General features: G+C 75.0%; 17 protein-coding genes and 1 pseudogene. 11 read left to right on the top strand and 7 right to left on the bottom strand.

The annotated features are described in order from the left end of the window. Positions 1-156 precede the first annotated feature (156 nt). Positions 157-378: a hypothetical protein gene (locus tag ACFV04_RS02375; RefSeq protein WP_380526260.1), complete on the top strand. Its 222-nt coding sequence runs from the start codon at positions 157-159 to the stop codon at positions 376-378. 33 nt (positions 379-411) lie between these two features. Continuing rightward, on the top strand, positions 412-615 hold the full coding sequence (locus tag ACFV04_RS02370; protein ID WP_380526258.1) for a hypothetical protein: 204 nt from the start codon (positions 412-414) through the stop codon (positions 613-615). Between the two features lie 262 nt (positions 616-877). On the opposite strand, the gene ACFV04_RS02365 is transcribed toward ACFV04_RS02370, so the two are convergent. Further along, positions 878-1405, bottom strand: a complete 528-nt coding sequence (locus ACFV04_RS02365; RefSeq protein WP_380526256.1) for a hypothetical protein — start codon at positions 1403-1405, stop codon at positions 878-880. Positions 1406-1876: 471 nt separating this feature from the next. Here ACFV04_RS02365 and ACFV04_RS02360 point away from each other — a divergent pair, with 471 nt between their 5' ends. Next, positions 1877-2410, top strand: coding sequence for a hypothetical protein (locus ACFV04_RS02360; RefSeq protein WP_380526254.1), 534 nt, complete (start codon positions 1877-1879; stop codon positions 2408-2410). Positions 2411-2462: 52 nt separating this feature from the next. Here the strand turns inward: ACFV04_RS02360 and ACFV04_RS02355 are convergent, their stop codons facing one another. Next, on the bottom strand, positions 2463-2786 hold the full coding sequence (locus tag ACFV04_RS02355; RefSeq protein ID WP_380526252.1) for a hypothetical protein: 324 nt from the start codon (positions 2784-2786) through the stop codon (positions 2463-2465). 350 nt (positions 2787-3136) lie between these two features. Here ACFV04_RS02355 and ACFV04_RS02350 point away from each other — a divergent pair, with 350 nt between their 5' ends. The 3 genes from ACFV04_RS02350 (at position 3137) to ACFV04_RS02340 (ending at position 9422) form a co-directional block, all read left to right on the top strand. Next, a complete protein-coding gene (locus ACFV04_RS02350) occupies positions 3137-4174 on the top strand; it encodes a hypothetical protein (RefSeq protein WP_380526251.1) in 1038 nt (345 codons plus the stop codon). A gap of 233 nt (positions 4175-4407) precedes the next feature. Then, positions 4408-6342 carry an HSP90 family protein gene (locus tag ACFV04_RS02345; protein ID WP_380526249.1) on the top strand — a complete coding sequence of 645 codons (1935 nt, stop codon included), beginning with the start codon at positions 4408-4410 and terminating at the stop codon, positions 6340-6342. Continuing rightward, positions 6342-9422, top strand: coding sequence for a hypothetical protein (locus ACFV04_RS02340; RefSeq protein WP_380526247.1), 3081 nt, complete (start codon positions 6342-6344; stop codon positions 9420-9422). The genes ACFV04_RS02345 and ACFV04_RS02340 overlap by 1 nt, the downstream gene beginning before the upstream one ends. A gap of 179 nt (positions 9423-9601) precedes the next feature. Here the strand turns inward: ACFV04_RS02340 and ACFV04_RS02335 are convergent, their stop codons facing one another. Beyond that, entirely contained in the window at positions 9602-10816 is a 1215-nt protein-coding gene (locus tag ACFV04_RS02335) for a carbohydrate-binding protein (RefSeq protein WP_380526347.1), read from the bottom strand. 561 nt (positions 10817-11377) lie between these two features. On the opposite strand from ACFV04_RS02335, the gene ACFV04_RS02330 reads away from it, so the two are divergent. Together ACFV04_RS02330 and ACFV04_RS02325 are read left to right on the top strand one after the other, a co-directional pair. Beyond that, a complete protein-coding gene (locus ACFV04_RS02330) occupies positions 11378-11584 on the top strand; it encodes a hypothetical protein (protein ID WP_380526245.1) in 207 nt (68 codons plus the stop codon). Between the two features lie 312 nt (positions 11585-11896). Beyond that, complete coding sequence (locus tag ACFV04_RS02325; protein WP_380336312.1) at positions 11897-12202, top strand: hypothetical protein; 306 nt, start codon at positions 11897-11899, stop codon at positions 12200-12202. 174 nt (positions 12203-12376) lie between these two features. Here the strand turns inward: ACFV04_RS02325 and ACFV04_RS02320 are convergent. The 4 genes and pseudogenes from ACFV04_RS02320 to ACFV04_RS02305 all read right to left on the bottom strand — a co-directional run. Next, positions 12377-12809 (bottom strand): annotated as a pseudogene (locus tag ACFV04_RS02320) (transposase); the annotation flags it as partial. Between the two features lie 244 nt (positions 12810-13053). Further along, positions 13054-14028 (bottom strand): Lrp/AsnC family transcriptional regulator, encoded by a 975-nt coding sequence (locus tag ACFV04_RS02315; protein ID WP_380526243.1) that lies wholly within the window; start codon positions 14026-14028, stop codon positions 13054-13056. Beyond that, positions 14018-15595, bottom strand: a complete 1578-nt coding sequence (locus ACFV04_RS02310) for an MFS transporter (protein ID WP_380526241.1) — start codon at positions 15593-15595, stop codon at positions 14018-14020. The genes ACFV04_RS02315 and ACFV04_RS02310 overlap by 11 nt, the downstream gene beginning before the upstream one ends. A 128-nt stretch (positions 15596-15723) precedes the next feature. After that, positions 15724-16626, bottom strand: a complete 903-nt coding sequence (locus tag ACFV04_RS02305) for a LysR family transcriptional regulator (protein WP_380526239.1) — start codon at positions 16624-16626, stop codon at positions 15724-15726. 138 nt (positions 16627-16764) lie between these two features. Here ACFV04_RS02305 and ACFV04_RS02300 point away from each other — a divergent pair, with 138 nt between their 5' ends. The 3 genes from ACFV04_RS02300 to ACFV04_RS02290 are packed head-to-tail and all read left to right on the top strand — an operon-like array spanning position 16765 to position 19729. Beyond that, complete coding sequence (locus tag ACFV04_RS02300) at positions 16765-17883, top strand: DMT family transporter (RefSeq protein ID WP_380526237.1); 1119 nt, start codon at positions 16765-16767, stop codon at positions 17881-17883. A 54-nt stretch (positions 17884-17937) separates the two neighbouring features. After that, positions 17938-18948, top strand: coding sequence for a GNAT family N-acetyltransferase (locus ACFV04_RS02295; RefSeq protein WP_380336325.1), 1011 nt, complete (start codon positions 17938-17940; stop codon positions 18946-18948). Then, positions 18941-19729 (top strand): aminotransferase class IV family protein, encoded by a 789-nt coding sequence (locus ACFV04_RS02290; RefSeq protein WP_380336328.1) that lies wholly within the window; start codon positions 18941-18943, stop codon positions 19727-19729. Before ACFV04_RS02295 ends, ACFV04_RS02290 begins: the two co-directional genes overlap by 8 nt. Positions 19730-19788: the final 59 nt, after the last annotated feature.

Here is a 19788-nt window from a genome sequence, read left to right as displayed (position 1 = left end):
CGGTCGGCCCGGTCGGTCGGCCCGGTCGGTCGGCACGCGGCCTGCGGTGCCCGGTGCCGGGTCCCGGGTGCCCGAGGGTGGTGATCGGGCGTCGGGCGTCGGCTGGTGGGAGGGGCGGGGACGGCGGACGGGTGGCCGACGGTCGAGTGGGGCGCCGTGCGGCGGCGGCGGGTGCCGGCCGAGGCCGGGCCCGGACGTCCGCTGTTCGCCGAGCGCCGGATCGCGGCTGGCTTCGACGAGGTGTGGTCGGTCGTGGGCGACCTGTCCGGTGAACTGCCCCGCCTGATCAGCGGGTTGCGCTCCTTCGAGGTCGGTCCCGCCGGGCCCGGCGGTCGGCGGGAGGGGGCCGCGGTGAGTGCGGTGGGACACCGGGAGTAGTTCGAGGTCGTGCTGCGTGGCGGGTGGTGCCTGATGCGGAGCCGGGTGCTGCTCGGCGGGATGGCCGCCGTACCGGACGGCGACGGGACGCGCTTCGCCCTGCTCGCCACCCCGCGGGTGCCCGGCGCGGGGCCGGTGCAGCGCTTCTTCGGCGAGCCCGTCGACCGGCGCGGCGAGGTGCTGCTGGACCGCCTGGAGCGGCGGGTCCGGTCACGGTCGGACGCCGTCGGCGAATAGGCGGCGGACGGCGGCGGCCACCTCCTCGGGACGCTCGGCGGCAGGAAGTGCCCGCAGCCGGGCAGGACTTCGGCCGTCAGGCGGTCCGCCGGAGCACCGGCGGGGGAGAGCAGGGCGGGGGGCGGATCACCGGGTCCGGCGCGCCGCCGAGCAGATGGGTGGGGACGGTCAGCCGCGAAGAGTCGTGAACGGACGCTGCCGAGCGGGATGTCGAGGATCTCGGACACCGAATGCTCGTCCATTCCATTGATGTGACGAAACGTCAGAACGGCGCGATGGCCGGGAGGCGGGCGCTCCAGGGCATCGTGGACGTCAGCGGCCAACTCGCCGTCGCGCAGGTCGGGTTGCTCGTCGACGAGACGGGGAGAGGGGTGCGCTGCCGACGGCGGTCCGGCCAGGGCCGGCCGTGGCGCGGCTCACGAACCGGACGGCCTCGCGGGCGGCGATGGTCCGGGCCCGGCGGAACAGTGCTTCGGGGGCCCTGAGTCGGGGGCAGGTTCCGGACGATCGCGATCACCGCTTCCTGGGCGGCGTCGGGGGCGTCCTGCCGTGCGATCGGGGCGCAGACCCGGCCGACGTACGGCATGAGCGGGCTCATCACCTCGTTCAGCGCGAGGGCGTCGCCCTGCTGGGCTGCCCGGACCAGCGGGGCCTGGTCGGGCGCGGTGAGGTCGGGCGCGGTGGGGTCGGTCGGGGCCTGGTCGGTCGGGGCCTGGTCGGTCGGGGGCGGAGTCCGGCGGGGTGGCGCCGGCGGGTGGGTGTCCCGTGGTCGGCCGTCCGCGTCTGTCATGTCGCCCCCGTCGTCGGTCGCTGCCGGCCGCTGTCGGTCGTCGTGCCCGGGTGGACGCTACTGGCCGGGGCGGGCCGCGGCGGCGGGCATGCGGGCGGGAACGTGGGCGGCAGGCGTGAGGGCGGAGGTGGAAGGGGGCGGGGGTGGAAGGGGGTGGAGCTGCGGCTATGTTGAGGGGTCACGGACAGCCGGAGGGAGCGGGCAATGGGGATGGGTGGTCGGCGGATGGCCGCCGGGGTTGCGGCCGGGGTGCTGGCAGCGGTGCTGGCGGGATGCTCGTCCGGGGGGTCGAAGGGCGCCGCGCCGACGGCGTCCGGGGCGCCGGGCGCGGCGGCGAGCGCGGCCGCCGGAACGGCTGCGGCATCCGCGCCCGCGGACCCGGCCGCACCGTCGGCGGCGGGGTCCGGGTCCGGGGCGGCTCCGGCCCCCGCGACAGCGCCCGCGAGTGCACCCGCCTCCGCGCCGGCCCCCGTGGCGGCGCCCACCGCGGACCTGGAGGCGGCGCTGCTGGACGACAAGCTGGTCGGCCAGGTGCTGCCGGACGCCAAGGCGATGGCCGGGTGGGAGGAGGAGAAGCGCCGGGTCGACACCGCCGACCACGCCGTCACCTGCACCGCGGCCAAGCCCTGCGCGGGCAAGCCGCTCAGCGCGTCGGTCCGGTTCTCCTCGGGCGACGTGGTCACCCGCTTCATCGTGGAGACCCTGCCCAGCCGGGACGCGGCGAAGAACCGGCTGAAGGAGACGTACACCTCGTACGCCGCCGGGCCGTTCAAGAAGCTCGACACCCCGGTGCTGGGCAGCGAGAGCCAGGCCTTCCAGGGGCCGCTGGCCGAGGGCGAGGGCGTCGGCATCGTGGTGCGCTCGGGCACCGTGGTGGCGAGCGTGACCACCGAGGGCGGCCCGGTGGACGTGGCCGCGACGCGGCGGTTCGCGGTGATGCTGGTCCAGCGGATCGAGCAGGCGCAGGCGGGCCGGACGCCGGACGCCGGGCCGGGGCCGGCCTGAGTCCGGGTGGCGGGTGCTGCTGACGGGCGCCGGCGGTGCGGCCGTCCGCCCGTCAGCGGTGGCTGGGTTCGTACGGTCCGAGCGTGAGCCAGGTGTCCAACCCGCAGTGGGCCACCCGCCAGCCGGGCAGTGGGCCGTCCGTGCCCACCAGTTCGGCGCAGGCCGCGGTCAGGGCGGCCTCGGCGGTGATCAGGTCGTCGGCGAGGGTGAAGACCACCGCGTCCACGGTGCCGGGCCCGGCCACGATCCGGGCGTGCCCGACCCGGACCGGACCGCGCAGCCCGCGCTCCAGCCCGTCCCGCACGGACTCGGGGGTCGGCTGGTCGGTGCTGCGGGAGCCGTCGGGGGCGCGCAGGTGGAAACGGATGGCGTGCACGGTACCAAGGGTGACGGATCGTCGGTGCGGTGCGGTGCGAGAGACGGTGGCAGATCGCTGTCAGGCAGCAAGATGTCACCCTTGATGCCCGCTGGTGCCGGTTCGGGTGCGGTTGCGCTCCGTGCCCGGCCCCGGGTTCCGCTCCGTGCCCGGCCCCGGTCCTGTTCCCGGCTCCGCTCCGCTTCCGGCTCCGCTCTGCTCCGTCCCCGGACGGGCTCCGCTCCGCTTCCGGCCCGGGAGGGCGCTGGGCTGGGGAAACGGATGTCAGTCGGGCGTGATATGTACTCCATCTGGAGTGGCTGCAGTACGGCCATGCGAAAGATGCCGATGACGTTCGAGGGGGCCACCACATGCCGCTGTTCCGACGCCGCTCCGGCGGGGAGGGCGCGCAGGACCGGGCCGGGTGGCGCGGGTTCGGGTTCGGCCGTCGCTCCACCGCGGCGCCCGCGGCGTCCGGCGGTGCCGAGCCGCGGCTCGACCCGACGTTCGGGGACGCGGCCGTGCGCCTGGTGCTCGCGCAGGCCGCGGCCGGGGACTGGGCCGCGCTGCGCCCCGTGCTGTCCGCCGTCGAGGACGGCGCCGAACTGACGTACCTCGCCGGGGTGATCGCCGACGTGCCCGGGGTCGAGGCGTGGACCGGCCGAGTCCTGGACGACACCCCGGACGACACGGTGGCGCTGCTGCTCTCCGGCGCCCGGCAGATCACCTGGGCCTGGGAGGCGCGCACGGGTGCCCGGGCCAAGAACGTCACCGAGGAGCAGTGGAAGGTGTTCCGGCAGCGGCTGGACACGGCCGAGGAGCAGTTGCTGGAAGTGGCCGAGCGCGAGCCGGCCTGGCTTGCCCCCTGGTACTTCCTGCAGGTCAGCGCCCGCGGTGCCTCGCTCGGTCCGGAGGTCGCCACCTGCCGCTTCGAGGCCGCCGTCCGCCGCTCGCCCGAACACGGCGGCTCCCACCGCCAGCGGCTGCAGCAGCTGTGCGCCAAGTGGGGCGGCTCGCACGAGGAGATGCACGGCTTCGCCCGCTCGGCGATGCTGGCCGCGCCCGAGGGCAGTCACCTCGGCGAGCTGGTCGCGCTCGCGCACCTGGAGCACTGGCTGGACCTCCCGGACGGCGAGGACCGCGCGTACCTGACCAGCCCGACCGTGCTGGCCGAGCTGCAGGAGGCCGCCTTCCGTTCCGTGCTGCACCCGGACTTCGAACCGGTGCGCGGCTGGCAGGGCACCTTCAACACCTTTGCGATGGCCTTCTCGCTGGCCGACCAGCGCAAGACCGCCCGGCTGCTGTTCGACGCGCTGGACGGGGCCGTCACCGAGTCGCCCTGGCACTACCTGTCGGGGGACCCGGTCAGGACCTTCCGCGCCCACCGCGACCGCTGCGCCGCGTACTGACGCCTGCCGTTTCCCGACGCCTGCCGTTCCCGACCCCGACCGATTCCCGGCATCGCCCCGCCCCCGACCCCGACCGTCCCGTGACGCGACCACCCCCGACCGTCCCGTGACGCCGACCGTCCCCTGACGCGACCACCCCTGACCATCCCCTGACCCCGACCGACCCCGAGCGTCCCCTGACGCCGAGCCGCGTCCCCTGACCGCCACCCGCCCCGCGATCGAAAGAGCCTCCGGTGTCCCCGACCGACAACCCGACGAGTGCGCACACCTTCCAGGTGGACCTGCGCGGCCTGGTGGACCTGCTCTCCCACCACCTCTACTCCAGCCCGCGGGTCTACCTGCGCGAACTGCTGCAGAACGCGGTGGACGCGATCTCCGCCCGCCGCGCCCTCGACCCCGCGGCACCGGCCCGGATCACCGTCCGCGCCGACGACGAACTGTCCGTCACCGACACCGGCGTCGGCCTGACCGAGAAGGACGTCCACACCTTCCTCGCCACCATCGGCCGCAGCTCCAAGCGCGACGCCGACGGCCGGATCGACGGCGACGGACTGGCCAGGGCCCGCGGCGACTTCATCGGCCAGTTCGGCATCGGCCTGCTCGCCTGCTTCGTGGTCGCCGACGAGATCACCGTGGTCACCCGCTCCGCCGCCACGCCGGACGCCCCGGTGATCGAATGGCGCGGCAGCTCCGACGGCAGCTACACCATCCGCACCCTGCCCGCCGCCGCCAAGCCCGAGCCGGGCACCACCGTCACCCTGGCCCCGCGAGCCGACGCCGTCGAGTGGACCCGCCCCGGCCGGGTGCTCACCCTCGCCCGGGAGTTCGGCAGCCTGCTGCGCCACGACGTCACCGTGATCGACGCGGGCGGCACCGAGCACCGGGTCAACCGCACCCCGCCGTGGGCCGAGCGCCACGCCTCCCCGCTCGCCAAGCGCGACGCGCTCGGCGAGTACTGCCGCGCCACCTTCGACTTCACCCCGCTCGACACCATCGAGCTGGACCTGCCGCTGGTCGGCCTGCGCGGCGTCGCGTACGTGCTGCCGGACGCGGCCCCGCCGTCGCGGCGCAACGGCCACCGGGTGCACCTCAAGGGCATGCTGCTGTCCGACCAGGCCGACGAACTGCTGCCGGACTGGGCCTTCTTCGTCCGCTGCGTCGTCGACACCGACGGGCTGCGCCCCACCGCCTCCCGCGAGGGCCTGTACGCCGACGAGACGCTGGCCGCCGTCCGGGACGCGCTCGGTGCCCGGATCCGCGACTGGCTGACCGGCCTGTCCGCGAGCGACCCGGCGCTGCTGCACCGCTTCCTGTCCGTCCACCACCTGGCCGTCAAGGAACTCGCGCGCTACGACGACGAGTTGCTGCGGATGATGCTGCCCTGGCTGCCGTTCGAGACCACCGACGGCAACGTCACCCTGGACGAGTTCGCCCGCAGCCACCCGGTGGTGCTGGTGGCCCGTACGGTCGAGGAGTTCCGCCAGGTCGCCCCGATCGCCGGCGCGGCCGGCCTCGGCGTGGTCAACGGCGGCTACACCTACGACCGCGACCTGGTGCACCGGCTGCCCGAGATCCGTCCCGGCGTCTCGGTGTCCGACCTCGACCCGGGCACCGTCACCGCGCACCTGGACACCGTCGACCCGGCCGCCGAGCTGGCCGCCAACGCCTTCCTCGCGATCGCCCGCGAGGTGGTCGGCCGGTTCGACTGCGACGTCGCCCTGCGCAGCTTCCACCCGACCAACGCGCCCGCCCTGTTGCTCGACAACCGGGAGGCCCGGCACGAACGGAACCGCGCCCAACTCGCGGACGAGGCGGACGGGTTGTGGGCGGACATCCTCGGTTCGCTGCGCGCCGAGGTGCCCCGCGCCCAGCTGGTGCTCAACCACCTCAACCCGCTGGTGCGCCGCGCGGCGACCGTGACCAACCGCGAGTTGGCCGTCACCGCCGTCGAGGCGCTGTACGGGCAGGCCGTGCTGATGACCCGCCGTCCGCTCAAGGCCAGCGAGTCCGCGTTGCTCAACCGTTCGTTCATCAGCCTGCTCGACCACGCCATGCTCGGCCACGAGCTCGGTGGAGCCGGTGGAGCGGGCGGCGTCGGTGGAGCAGGTGGAATCGGTGGACCGGGCGGGGCGGGCGGCCCGGACCGCGACGGCGAGCAGGAGGCGTGATGCTGGACACCCCCGACGCGGTGATGGCCGCGTTGCACGAGAACGACTCCCGTCCGTACGGCCGCTCCCGGACCGTCACCGCCGAGGAACTCGTCGACGCCGCCGAGCAGTTCGACGACACCAAGGTCCGCTCGATGGCCCTGCTCGAACTGATGGAGGCCTACGAGTACGACGGCGAGCGCAACAAGATCCCGGTCGTGTTCGCGCGCGTGCTGGGGCTCTGGGACAAGGACCCGGACGGCTTCGGCGACTGGGCCCGCCACCAGGTGTTCTGGCGCTTCAAGTGGGTGGCCGGCTCGCTGCGGCAGAACCCGGACGTGCCGCTGGCGGCCGTCGAGCGCTGGCTCACCGAACTGCGCGACCGCTACCGAGCGGCCGGCTACGGCCTCCAGCCGTACTACGCCGAGCGCTACCACCTGGCCGGCCTCACCGGCGTCGGCCTCCAGGAGGCGTACGAGCTGTGGGCGGGCCGTCCGCGCTCCGAGATGAGCGACTGCCACGCCTGCGAGACCCGCGCCCGCGCCCGGCACGCCCTCGAACTCGGCGACGACGCCCGCGCGCTGGAGGTGCTGGCCCCGGTGCTGACCGGCCGCAGCACCTGCGAGCTGGAGCCCTACCTGAGCCAGTCGGTCGCCCTGCTGCCGCTGCTGCGCCGGGGCCGGCCGGACGAGGCCCGCTCCGCGCACCTCACCGGCTACCGGTTCGCGCGCGGCAAGTCCTCGATGCTGTCCTCCGTCGCCCGGCACATCGAGTTCTGCGCACTGTCCGGCAACGAGCCGCGCGGCCTGGAACTGCTCGCCGAGAACCGCGACCTGTTCGCCGTCACCGGCGAGGCCGCCTCCCGGCTGGACTTCCTGACCGGCGTCGAGGTGCTGATCGCCGGCCTGGCGAGGGCGGGCCACGGCGACCTCGCGGTCAGCGGCCCGGCCGGCACCGCCTGGACGGTGGACACCCTGCTCGCCCACCTGCGCACCGAGGCGGACGCGCTGGCCGCCCGCTTCGACGCCCGCAACGGCACCGACGCGGTCGGCGCCGCGCGGCGCGCGCGGCTGGCCGTCGAGCCGCTGCTGGACGAGCCGTTGGCCCTGGGCGTGCGCGCCGCCGCCGCGCCCGAGCTGTCCGCGGCCCCGGCCGTCCCGCCCGCGCCGCGCCGGACGGTCGAGGCGGAACCGGAGGACTTCACCGCCCTCGTGGTCCGGGCCCGTGAACTGGAAGCCCTCGGGCACCCGGACTCCGACCGGCTCTGGAAGCGGATCGCCGAGCGCGTCGCCGCCGCGGACTTCGCCCACCCCGAGGGCACGGCGGTCGGCAGCCCCGAGCGGCTGCGCGCGGAACTCGCCGAGCAGCGCGCCCACGACGCGCTGCAGCGCGACGCGCACGCCGAGGGCAAGGCCGGGCTGCTGGCCGCCGCGGAGCTGTTCGAGGCGGCGGGGATGCCCGGGCCCGCGTTGATGGTGCGCACCCGGACGCTGATCGTCGAACTCGACCAGGAGCCGGGTCGTGCGGAGGCTGACGCGGCGGCCGGTGGCGCAGCCGGTGACGCGGCCGCGGCCGGTGCGGCGGTTGACGGGGCGGCCAGTGACGGGGCGGCCGGTGACGCGGCCGGCGCTGCGGACGCCGGTGACGCGGATGCGGGGGCCGCCGTCGGCGCCGGCGGGAGCGGGGGCCGGACCGCCGACTGGGCGGCGCTGGACACGGCGCTGGCCCGGGCCGAGGAGCTGCGGGCGACGGGCGAGCTGACCGACGACGACTACCTGATCGTGCTGCAGACCCGCGCCTACGCGGCCCACCACGACCTGGTCGAGGCGCTGCCCGAGCCCTCCGCGGAGACCGCCGCGCGTTTCGAGGCGGCCGTCGGCGGCTACCACCGGAGTGCCGTCGAGCTGGGCTCCGCCCGCCGCGCCGCCACCTCCCGGCAGTACACCGCCGACGCCGCCGCCCGGCAGGGCAGGTTGGCCGAGGCGGCCGACGAACTGCGCGAGGTGCTGGCCGAGTTGGACGCGGCCGAACTGCCCTGGCACACCCCGCGGGTGCTCGGCCTGCTGGGCCAGGTGCTGCTGCAGGGCCGCGAGCCCGGCCAGGCAGTCGAGGTGTTCCACCGGGCGCTGGCCGAGGCCGCGCGCTGGGGCGAGGACTCCTATCCGTACGCGCCGACGTACATGATGCTCGGCCACTCCTGTCTGCAGGTGGGCGACCTCGGGGGCGCGGTCCGCGCGCTGTCGGAGGCGGCCGCGCGCTACGACCGCAAGGGTGCGGAGGCCGTCGAGGAGGCCGCGCAGGTCCGGCTGCAGCTGGCCGACGTGCTGCGCGACACCGGGCGGGCGGCGGACGCGGTCGCCGTCCTGGAGTCGGTGCTGCTGGACGCGTCGGCGGCCGGGCTGGACGTCCGGATCCTCGCCCAGACCCGGCTGGACCTCGCCCGGGGCCTGGTCGAACTGGAGGAGTACCGGGACGCCGCCGAGGAGTACCTGCGGCTGGCCGACCTGGTGGCCGACTGGGAGGACCAGGAGACCCACACCATGGTCGCCTGCGAGGCCACCCTGGCGCTTGCCCAGGCGGACCGCCACGAAGCCGCCGAGGCGGCCCTCGGACGGGCCCGCGAGGCCCATGCCAAGGCTCCGCAGGTCGACCAGATGGCCGCCACGCTGCGGGAGTTGGCGCGGATCACGATACGCGCGGAGGGGGCGGACGGCCTGTCCGCCGCACTGGCGCTGGTGGCCGAGGCGGACGCGGTCGGCGCGACCGCCGACGAGCGCGGTCAGGAGTACAACACCTGGTACCTGCGCGGCGGTTCGCACTACGAGCGGGCGCTCTGCCTGGCCGTCGCCGAGCGGTACGAGGAGGCGCTCGCGGAGGTCGAGCGGGCTGTCGAGGCGTACGGGCAGGGCGGCGATCGGGCCGGGGCGCCGCGGGCGGAGTCGGTCCGGCTGGCCGCCCTGATCGAGGGCAGCGACCTCGGCCGCACCGCGGCGGCGGTGGCCCGGCTGACCGCCGGCATCGCGGAGTGCGAGGCGGCCGGGCTGCCGGAGGCGGCTCAGGTGCTGGCGGAGCTGCGGGAGCGGTTCACCGCGTCGGGGTGACGGGCGGCGCGGGGAAGGACGCCGGGTGACCAGGTCGGGTCGCGGGCGCCGGAACCGAAGGGTGGGGCCCCGGAGTGCGTACGCACCCCGGGGCCCCGCTCGTGTTCGGTCGCGCCGGGCGGGCGGGCGGGCGGGCGGGCGGGCGGTCGGTCGGCCGGGCCGTGCCGTGCGGTCCCGCGTCAGCAGGGGCCGTCGTCGGCCCAGACGCCCCACTGGCCGCTGGCGCTCGGCACCTCGTTCAACGTCCACCACTTGGCGTGGTAGTCGTGCCCGTTGTACGACACCTTGGCGCCGCCGGTGTAGGTGGTGCCCGCGCTCCACGCCGGGGCGGTGCAGGTGCCGGGGGTGCCCGGGCTGGTCGGCGGCGTGGTCGGGGGAGTCGTCGGCGGGGTGGTGGGCGGGGTGGTGGGCGGCGTCGCTCCGGCGAACTTCACGGTGTACTTGGTGAAGTCCCAGTCGTTCTGCGCCACGCTGGAGCAGGAGCCGGACAGCCCCGGGTCCACCGGGCCCTGGCACTGCCGGTCACGGTTGACCGACCAGTAGGTGTACCGGGCCAGGCCGTGCGCGGTGGCGAAGTCCAGCACGGCCTGGAAGTCGGCCTGGCGGAAGTACTCGGCGGCGTCGGTGCGGCCGTTCATCATCGACACGCCCTCGTGGGCGTAGGCGGTGGCCTCGCTCCAGCCGAAGGTCGTCTGCAGGATCCGGTTGAACTTCACCAGCGCGTCGGTCTGCGCCGCCGCGCCGTTGAAGCCGCCGTCGAACGGCATGATCGAGTAGTTGTTCGGCGTGAAGCCCTGGGACTTGGCCTCGTTGAGCATCTGGGTGCCGAACCAGCCGGTGCCCGCGTTGGTGCCGGCGGTGGTGATCGAGACGTACAGGCCCGGGTTGTTCTGCTGCAGGATCCGCGCCGCGCCGATCTCGTTGTGGATGGCCGCGGTGTTCTCGTACTCCGGCTCCTCCAGGTCGAAGTCGATCGCCTTCAGCTGGTACTTGGTGATCACCTTCTGGTAGCCGGCGGCGGTCGCTTCCGGCGTGCCGCACACCTGGCCCAGCTTGGTGCCGCCGTACCCGCCGACGGACACCGAGACGTCCCCGCCCTTGCCGCGGATCGTCTGGATCACGTTCGGCATGGTGGTGTCGCTGTCGATCGAGGAGGTGCCGCCCCAGGCGGGGGAGCAACTGTTGCCCTGGGCCAGGATGAACGCCAGCTGGAAGGCCTTCTGGCCGGTGGCGTCCATGACGGCGGCGGCGTCCGGCGGACTGTTGTCCTCGGGCATCAGGTACGGGGCCGAGGCGTACCAGTTGCTGCCCAGACCGGCCGCGGCGGTGGCGGCGGTGGTGTCCGCGGCGGCGGAGCCGGAGCCGGCGAGTGCGGCGAGGCCTCCGGCCAGCAGACCGAGCACGCCGGTCGCGGCGAGGGCGGCCCGGCCGGGGCGGTGCCTGCGCCGGTGCCGGGCGGGCGCGGAGGATGAGCCGGCGGGTGGCCCGACGCGCTGCTTCGGGTCGACGCGCTGCTCCGGGCCGGTGAACTGCTCCAGGCCGGTGAACTGCTGCGGTCCGGCGGGGAGTTCCGGGTGGGCAGGGTGTTCCGGGCGGGCGGGGTGTGGGGGAATGGCGCGTTCCATCGGAAGCCTTCCAGGAAACGGCAGTGGGGGAAGTGCCTGTTCGCGCCGGAGGTGGGGGTGGCGCGTCGGCAGGGTGAACTGCCCAGGGGCGTGGGGTGGTTGCCATGAGCTCCCACTGGTATAGACCTGTCCCGGAGGTCGGGTCAAGACCCGGCGGAGGGGAAGTGTGAACCCCGAGGAACAGGAGCCTCTGATTCCGGACTCCCGACCATTGACGGCTTCGGCGTTGGTCTGGGCACGTTCTCGAACGGTCGGTCAGCTTTTCGTCCCGCGAGATCTCGTGAGTACGTGCACGGTCTCTCCGATCCACCCTCCCGAGCGGAGGAACAAATGGTTCAGGCGGTTCCCGACCTGGTCGACCGCGTGGTTTCCGGCGGCCGCAAGGCGAATGTCGCGGACGCGTACTGCGCCTGCCCGGCTGGCGCCACCGCGCACTGCAGCGGCGAAGGCCTGTACGTCACGGGGTGCTGCTCCTGGGCCTGTGCGGTCAAGTCGTCCTGCGTCACCTGCGTCACCTGCGTCGGCGGCGGTGGCTGACCCGTACCGGTCCGCAGGCCGAACCGGCCGGCCGCCGCGGGGCCGCCCGTGCCCCCGCCCTGCGTCGGCGGGAGCGCCGACGCAAGGGGGGCCGTGACCGCATACCCGTGGCTCGGCTGCCGCGCCGTGATCGCGGCGGTGTTCGCCTGATCCGCCCTCACCAAGCTCCGCGCGCGCCGCGACGTCGCCTCCGCGCTGCGCGTGACGGCGGTACTGCCGCCCCGCCTGACCGTCGCGGCGGCGATCGGCGTTCCGGTCGCCTGGTACTCCGGCCGTGGATCGTGATCTTGTCGGTCCTTCATGATGGTGCTCATGACTGGTGAACCCCTGTACGTGTCCCTCGCTGAGCTGCGCAGGTCGTTCGACGTACTGCTGAGCCATGTGGAAACTGCCGTGGCGGGCGACACCGTCGCCCTGGACAAGGACTACTTCTGGTCCGTCCCCTCGGACGAGTTGTACGACGTCGCCATGGAGCCGGGGGCCCTGACGATCGGGCAGCTCTCGGAGTCCTGGCAGCATCTGAGGGATCTGCTTGCCGACCAGGATCGTGCCCTGGGATACCACCTGGTGTGGCTCGCCGACGTCCTGCGGGCGATGGGCCAGGAATTTCCGGCGTAGTCACCTCCGGTCGCAGGGCTTGATCGTCATGGCTGCAGGGCTGCTTGCCGCCGGTGGCGGCCGTCACGGGCTCGGGCCTGGTGTCGGCGCCGCCACTGTGACCAGCGGAGCCGATGCCGGAAGTCGTGGACTCGTCCCGCGATCAATGTGGTGAACAGGTGCTGGATCTCGTTGCAGGTGCCGGTCGATCGCGGCGTGCCCGCAGGCGGCGGAGTAGACCGGGTAGACGGCGACCCGGGAGTGCTCGATCCGGCCCGCCGTGCCGGTGCATCGGCGCTGCACGCCCACGGTCGCGGTGCCCTTCTTCAGGTCGCCGGTCTCGTCGACCACGAGCACGGCGTCGGGGTCGTGCAGGTGCTCGACCACGTAGGTGCGAACGTCGTCGCGGACCGCGTAGGCGTCTCACGGCGCACGGCGCACGGTGCAGCAGGTGCTTCATGCCGTCCGGGGTGGCGTCACCCGCGTGCTCGGCCAGGGTCCGGCAGTTCTTCCTCGGTAGGTCGGACAGCAGGCCCAGCACCAGCGCCCGTGCCCGTGCCCGTGCCCGAAGGCGGGGCTCGACCCCGGCGAACCGGCCCGCGATGCGACCCGGCGCCTGGTCGAACATCGACCGCCGATGGGCAGGTACTGCGCTGTGGCCTGCGGCCACCGCCTGATCTTCGTTTGCTGACACAACTCACGATGATCAACGGCGGCCTTCGTGTCGGCTGCCTTTCCCTGTTCGATCGTTGCGGTCGTGGCGCTGCGTCGCACTGCGGCGGAGGTGGGTTCAGGGGCTGGGCCGGGGGCGGCACCAGGACCCGCGGTGAGCGCGTGCGGGGCGATGACCCCGCGCGGGGCCGTGACCCCGGTCAGGACCGTCCGTGTCCCGGTGGCGCCGGGACCGGACCGGCGGCCTTGAGGGTGCGGAGGACGGGGGCGGACTCCAGGGCGGTGATCTCCGGGACGGCGCCCAGCCGCTCGGTCACATACCGGTGGAGGTCGACCGGGTCGGTGCACAGGGCGAGGGCGGCGAGGTTGCTGGGGCCGGTGGTGGCGGCGACGAAGGCGAGTTCGCGGTGGGTGGCGAGGGCACGGCCGACGCGGTCGAGGTGGGCGGGGGCGACCCCGATCCACAGCAGTGCCTGCATGCCCGCGCCGAGGAGCCGGGCGTCGAGTTCCACGTCGAGGAACACGGTTCCGTCGGAGCGGAGTTCGGCGAGCCGGCGGGCGACGGTGGCCGGAGTGCGGCCGGTGGCGGCGGCGAGGTCTCCGAGGGGTGTGCGGCCGTCCCGGTGCAGTGCGCCGAGGAGGGTCAGGTCGGCGGGGTCGAGGCCGCCGGACGGCGGACCCGCGGCGGTGGGGCGGAGCCGGTCCTGCTGTTCCTCGCTGAGCGCCTCGGTGCTGACCGGCCAGGCGGTCGGGCCGCCCCGGTAGGTGTGCAGCAGGCAGTGGGCGGAGACGTCGGTGACGGCGGCGGTGCGGGGGATGTCGCGCAGCAGCAGGCTGTGGCCGTCGGGGCCCGGGCCGGTGTCGACGATGGCGGTGATCTCGGTGCCGCCGGAGGTGAGCTTCACCCAGGCGGTGTCGGTCCGCCGGACCAGTGCCTGGGCGAGGTTCTGGGCGGTGTGCGGTCCGGCGGTGAGACGGAGCAGCCACTGGGCCCGCCCGGCCCGGTGCGGGTCGGCGAGGCCGACCACTCTCAGGCCGGCCTCGGCCCGCAGCCGTCGGTAGCGGCGGGCGACGGTCTGCGGGGAGACGTCGAGGACGGCGGCGATCCGGTTGAACGGGGCGCGCCCGTCGACGCGCAGGGCGTGGACGAGCGCGCGGTCGAGGTCATCGAGCATGCGGGGGTTCCCGGTGGTCGGACTCACCGTCCGATTCTGCCGCGTGGACGGGGGGACCGGTGCGGGCGCCCTGAGCGTCGCTCATCAGGTGTCCCGCCACGGCGACGGCCGCCAGCACGCCGACCGCCATCCAGCAGGCGTGCTGCGCCCCGGCGGTGTCCGGGGCGGCCAGGTAGATCCGGCCGAGCACTGCGACACCGAGCGTGGAACCGAGCTGCTGGACGGCGTTGAGCAGGCCCGCCGCCGAACCGATCTCCTGCGGTCGCAGCGGCTTCAGCGCGGTGGTGAAGAAGGCGGGCGTGAACAGCCCGTGGCCGAGCCCGACCACGGCGAGCGCGTACGGCAGTGCCTCGGGTCGTTGGCCCGTCCGGTAGGCGCCGGCGGCGGCCACCATGCCGACCGCCATGACGGCCACCCCGGCGGGCATCACCCGCGGCCCGTACCGCCGGACCAGCGACGACCCTGCCCACAGCGAGCCGACGGCGAGTCCGGCCGACATCGGCAGCAAGGTCAGGCCGGAGGCCAGCGCGTCGGCGCCGCTGCCGATTTGGAGCTGCAGGACGACGACCAGGCCGAGTCCCGTGGTGGCGGCGAAGGCGAGCGCGAGGGTGACCAGCGCGGCCGGGAACCTCGGAGCGGCGAACAGGCTGGGCTCGACCAGGGTGTCGCGGCCGCGCCGGGCCCCGCGCCGTTGGTGGACGGCGAAGGCCGCGGCGGCGACCACGCCGGCGACCGTTCCGACGGCCGGCCACACCGTCGGCGCGTTCCCGGTGGCGAGCAGCGGCAGGACGACCAGCCCGGTGGCGAGCGCCGCGAGCGCGCTGCCGACCGGGTCGAGGCCGGGGCGGCGAGGGGCGCGGTCCTCGGTGAGCAGCGGGGCGAGGGCGAGGACGGCGAGCGAGAGCGGGAGGTTGACGAGGAAGACGGCGCGCCAGGAGGAACCGAACAGGTCGGCGTGGGTGAGGATCCCGCCCAGTACCGGGCCGGCGACCGCCGCCAGCCCCATCACCGGACCGATGGCGCCGAGCGCCCGAGCCGTCTCCGGGCCCCGGAACATGGCCTTGATCAGGCCGACGGTCTGCGGCACGATCACGGCGGCCGCCGCGCCCTGGACGGCCCGGAAGGCGAGCAGCGCGCCGAGCGTGGGCGCGCAGGCACAGGCCAGTGAGGCGAGCAGGAAGCCTGCGACCCCGATCCGGAACACTCGCCGCCGCCCGACCCGGTCGCCGAGCCGCCCGCCGGTGAGCAGGAGGACGGCGAACGGCAGCGTGTACGCGGTGGTGAGCCAGGGCACGGCGGCGGTCGGCCCGCCGAGATCGGCGCGCATGCGTGGCGCGGCGACCTGCACGATCGTCGCGTCCAACAGGTTCATCGCCTCGGCGGTGAGCAGCGCGCACAGCGCCCACCAGCGGCGTGGGTGCGCGGGGGTCGGCGGAGCGGGCGACGACGGCTCGGCCTTCGCCCGCGCGGCCTTCTCCCGTACGGCAGTGGGGTGCACGGCCGTGGCCGGCGTGGCCGTCGGCTGCGTGGACGGTGCGGACAGCGGGCGCGGCGGGTGTGCGGACAACGGGTCCTCCCTCGGGTGTACGGCGGAATGCCGTCACCCTCCGGCCGTACGGGCGCGCCGACCAGTCACTGCCGGCCGGACCGACGGGAAGTTCCACCGACCCTGATCCCGGCGCCGAAAAACTCCACTCAGGCCGGTGCCGCGGCCAGGGCCTTGCCCTTCGTCATCGCCCCCACTCCCACGAGCAGCCCGCTGACCACCGGGGACCATGGCCGCCCGGCCGGGCCGGTGAGCGTGAGGGTCCGGTGCACGGCGGGCCGGATCGGGACCAGCACGCAGTCGGCCGGGAGCATCGGAAGGGCGAGCGCGGGCATGACCGAGACACCGACCCCGGCGTGCACCATGCCGATCAGGGTGTTGAGGTCGCGGATCCGGTGCCGGGGAGCGAAGCGGGTGCCGGCCCGCCGGTAGGCCTCCCGGATGTGGCGCTCGCAGCCGCCCTCGGAAAGCAGGAAGTCGTCGTCCTCCAACTCGGCGACGTGGATGCTCTCCTGGCCGGCGAGCGGATGGTCGCGGCGCAGCAGTGCGTGCATCGAGTCCGCGCCGAGCGCGACCGCCCCGGGCAGCGGCGGCCCGGCGTCCACCAGGACGGCGGCGTCCACGGTGCCGGCCTCGAGCCAGGCGGGCAGCTCGGCGTCCTCGCCCTCGAAGACCCGGACGGTGACCTCCGGGTATGCGGCCTTCCAGTCTCGCAGCAGCCCGGGCAGCAGCGCCTGGCACACGGTGGTCGGCGCGGCCAGCCGGACGGTACCGGTCAGGCCGCCGGTGTGCCGGGTCGCGACGGTGCGCACGGCGGCGGCGGAGGCGACGGCGGTTCGGGCGTGCGGCAGGACCTGTTCGCCCAGCGGGGTCGGCCTGCAGGGCACCCCGCGCATCAGGACGGGGGCGCCGAGGACCCGCTCCAGGGCGCCGACGGCGTGCGAGACGGCGGACTGGCTGATGCCCAGTTCGTCGGCGGCCGCGCCGAAGCCGCCGGTGTCGGCGACCGCGACCAGTGCCCTGAGCTGGGCCAGGTTGACGTCCGTGGTCATCGGGCGTCCTGGGGCGTGTGACCTGGGGACATGAGACTTCCTCATCCACGTCGGAGTGCCACTTGTTGGACTCATGCTCGGACGCCGGGCCACCCTCTGTCCAGCAGGGAACACCGGAGGAATACGGGGGTGGTTGCGGTGCGACGATGGCTGCCGGCCTTTGCGGCACTGTCGGGGATCTGGGGTGCGAGCTTCGCCCTGATCAAGGTGGCGGTCGATGCGGGGGTGCCGCCGGTCTGGGTGGCGCTGTGGCGGTGCCTGCTGGGCGCGGTCACGCTGGGCGTCGTCCTGGTGCTGCGCGGTGAGCGGATCCCGCGTGACCGTGCGCTGTGGGGGCACTCGGCGGTGGTCGCGGTGTTGCTCAACACCGTGCCGTTCATCCTGTTCCCGTTCGGCGAGACCAGGGTCAGCTCGGTGCTCGCCGGGGTGATCAACGCGACCACTCCGCTGTTCACCCTGGCGTTCGCGGTGCTCACCGTCCCCGAGGAACGCCGCCCGGGCGCCCGCCGGCTGCTCGGCCTCGCGCTGGGGTTCGTCGGGGTGCTCACCGTGCTCGGGGTCTGGCACGGCGTCGGCCCCGGCGAGGCCGCCGGCGGGCTCGCCTGCCTGGCCGCCGCCTGCTGCTACGGGGCGGGCTTCGCCTACCTGCGGCGCTTCCTGTCCGGCCGTCCGGAGTCCGTCACCACCCTCTCCGCCCTCCAGATCGGCTGCGCCGCCGCGGAGTTGGCGGTGATCGCGCCGCTCGCCGCGGGAGCCCCGCACTGGCCCGGGGCCGGCCCCGCCGCCGCCCTGCTGGTGTTCGGCATGGTCGGCACCGGCTTCGCGTACCTGCTCAACCTCGGTCTCGTCCGGACCGCGGGCACCACCGCGGCCTCGTCCGTCATCTACGTGATGCCGCTGTGGTCCACCGCGATCGGTGCGCTGTTCCTCGCGGAGCCGGTCGGCTGGAACGCCCTGGCCGGCGGCGCCCTGGTGGTCGCGGCCGTGGCGTTGACCCGGCCCGCCCGGCGGCGGACCGTGCCCGTCGTGCCTGACGCATCCGACGCCGCCGCGCCCGGCATACCCGTCGGGCACCGCGTGTCCGACGAGGCGGACGAGGCGCCGAAGCCGTGTCAGGCCGTCGGTCAGGGCGCGCGCCGCCCCGGCGACGGCGCGTACGAAGATGCCGCGCATGGGGATCTCCCTCCTGAACGGAACCTCCCGGACAAGCCGGTGGGAACCGGGCTGATCGGACAGCCGTATTCGTATCCGACCTGACGTTCGGTGTCCACTGAATTACGGAATGTCTCCGGTCCCGGTTAGGGTGGCGCCGTGGTGAGGTCGTGGGACGCGGCGGTGGAGCGGGCGCAGGACCGGCTGGCGGCGGGTCCGCGGCTGGGGGCGGTCGGCGAAGGGGAAGAACGGCGGTTCGCGCGCTGGGACTTGGCGTCCCTGGTCGAGGGCGAGCTGGGCGAGCCGGTGGAGCCGGACGGTCTGGCGCCGCCGGCGGAGCGAGGCTGGCGAGAGCGGCTGGGCGAGAGCGGCCGGGAGTGGCCCGGCGGGGAGCTGTACCGCCGCCGGTACTGGATCCACGGTGACGACGGCGCCGTGGCGGGCACCGTCGCGGTGGACAACTGGACCCGGGGCCCGGGCCAACTCGCCGTCTCCTCCCTCTACGTGAGCCCGGCCGCGCGCGGACGCGGACTGGCCGCCGCCGCACTGGACGAGGTGTACGCGGCGGCCACCGCCGAGGGCCTGCCCGGGTTCCGCCTGGAGGCGCACTGGACCTGGCGGCCGGCGGTCCGCTACTACCTGCGCCGCGGGCTGTGGGTGGTCGGCTGGAAGCGCTCGCTCGCGCTGGCGCGGATGCCCCAACTCCCCTCCTACCGGGTGCGCGAGGTGGACGGGCGGCTGCTCCTGCTGGTCGCCGACCGGCTGCACGGCTGGGTGCCGATACTGACCGCCGGCCGCGAGGGCCGCTGGCTGCGCCTGGACGAGACCGCCGACTACCGGGGCGCCGACGGCTGGGTGCACGACTACGCGCGCTCGACGCTGGCCCTGCACCTGGCGCTCGCGGGCTTCCCGCTGGTGCGCGGCCCGCAGTGGTGGGCGGAGGCGTGGCGCTGGTCGGACGGCGGTGAACCGGAGGGGCTGGCGTACCGGATGGAGGACTTCGAGCGGGCCGCCCGCCGGCCGGGGCCCTCCCCGTACCGCGGGGCGCCGGTCCCCGCGCCGCAGGGGCCCGCGCAGGACACGGTGCGGACCCCCGCGCAGGACGCGGTGCAGCCCACTGCGAGGCCGGCTGCGCCGGCGCCGCAGCTGGCAGACTCGGGGGATGGCTGAGATCGAGATCGACGGCGCCCCCGCCGACCCGGCGCGGCTGGCCGCGCTGGGGCTGCTCAACTACGGGCACTTCACCACCCTGCGCGCCGAGGCGGGCCGGGTCCGCGGCCTGACGTTGCACCTCGACCGGCTGGTCCGGGACTGCCGCACGGTGTTCGCCGCCGAACTGGACCGGGCCGCGGTGCGGGAGCGGATCCGCTCGGTGCTGCCCGCCGACGGCGCCCCGGTGGTCGTCCGGGTCACCGTGTACGACCCGGCGCTCGGCCTGGAGCGCCCCGCCGCCCCCGCCGTGCCCGCCCTGCTCGTCACCACCCGCCCGGCCGCGACGGCCGAACCCGCCCCGCTGCGGGTGCGCACCGCGGTGTACCGGCGCGAGTTGCCGGAGGTGAAGCACGTCGGCCTGTTCGGCCTGGTGCACCACCGCCGACGGGCCCAACTCGCGGGCTACGACGACGTGCTGCTCGTCGACCCGGACGGCCGGGTGACCGAGGGCGCCACCTGGAACGTCGGCTTCCTGGACGGGGACGGGCTGGTCTGGCCGGAGGGCCCGAGCCTGCCCGGCGTCACCGAGGCCCTGCTGTCCGGCGCGTACCGGGGGCGGCAGTCCCGCGCGCCCCTGCCCGCCGCCGGGCTGGGCCGCTTCGCCGCCGCCTTCGCGGTGAACGCGGGCGTCGGCGTCCGGCCGCTGGCCGCCGTCGACGGCACCGCCCTCGACCCGGCGCACCCGGTGCTCGCCGAACTGCGCGCGGCTTACCTGGGGATCACCGCCGAAGCGGTGTAGGGATAACCCCACCTCCGGTCCGCCGGTGGCCTCCATGGTCCGCGGGGCGCCGTCTTCCT

Source organism: Kitasatospora sp. NPDC059599 (assembly GCF_042735125.1).
GTDB lineage: Bacteria > Actinomycetota > Actinomycetes > Streptomycetales > Streptomycetaceae > Kitasatospora.
The sequence above is the reverse complement of the archived record's forward strand: the minus strand, read 5'-3'. Positions and strand labels throughout refer to the sequence as shown.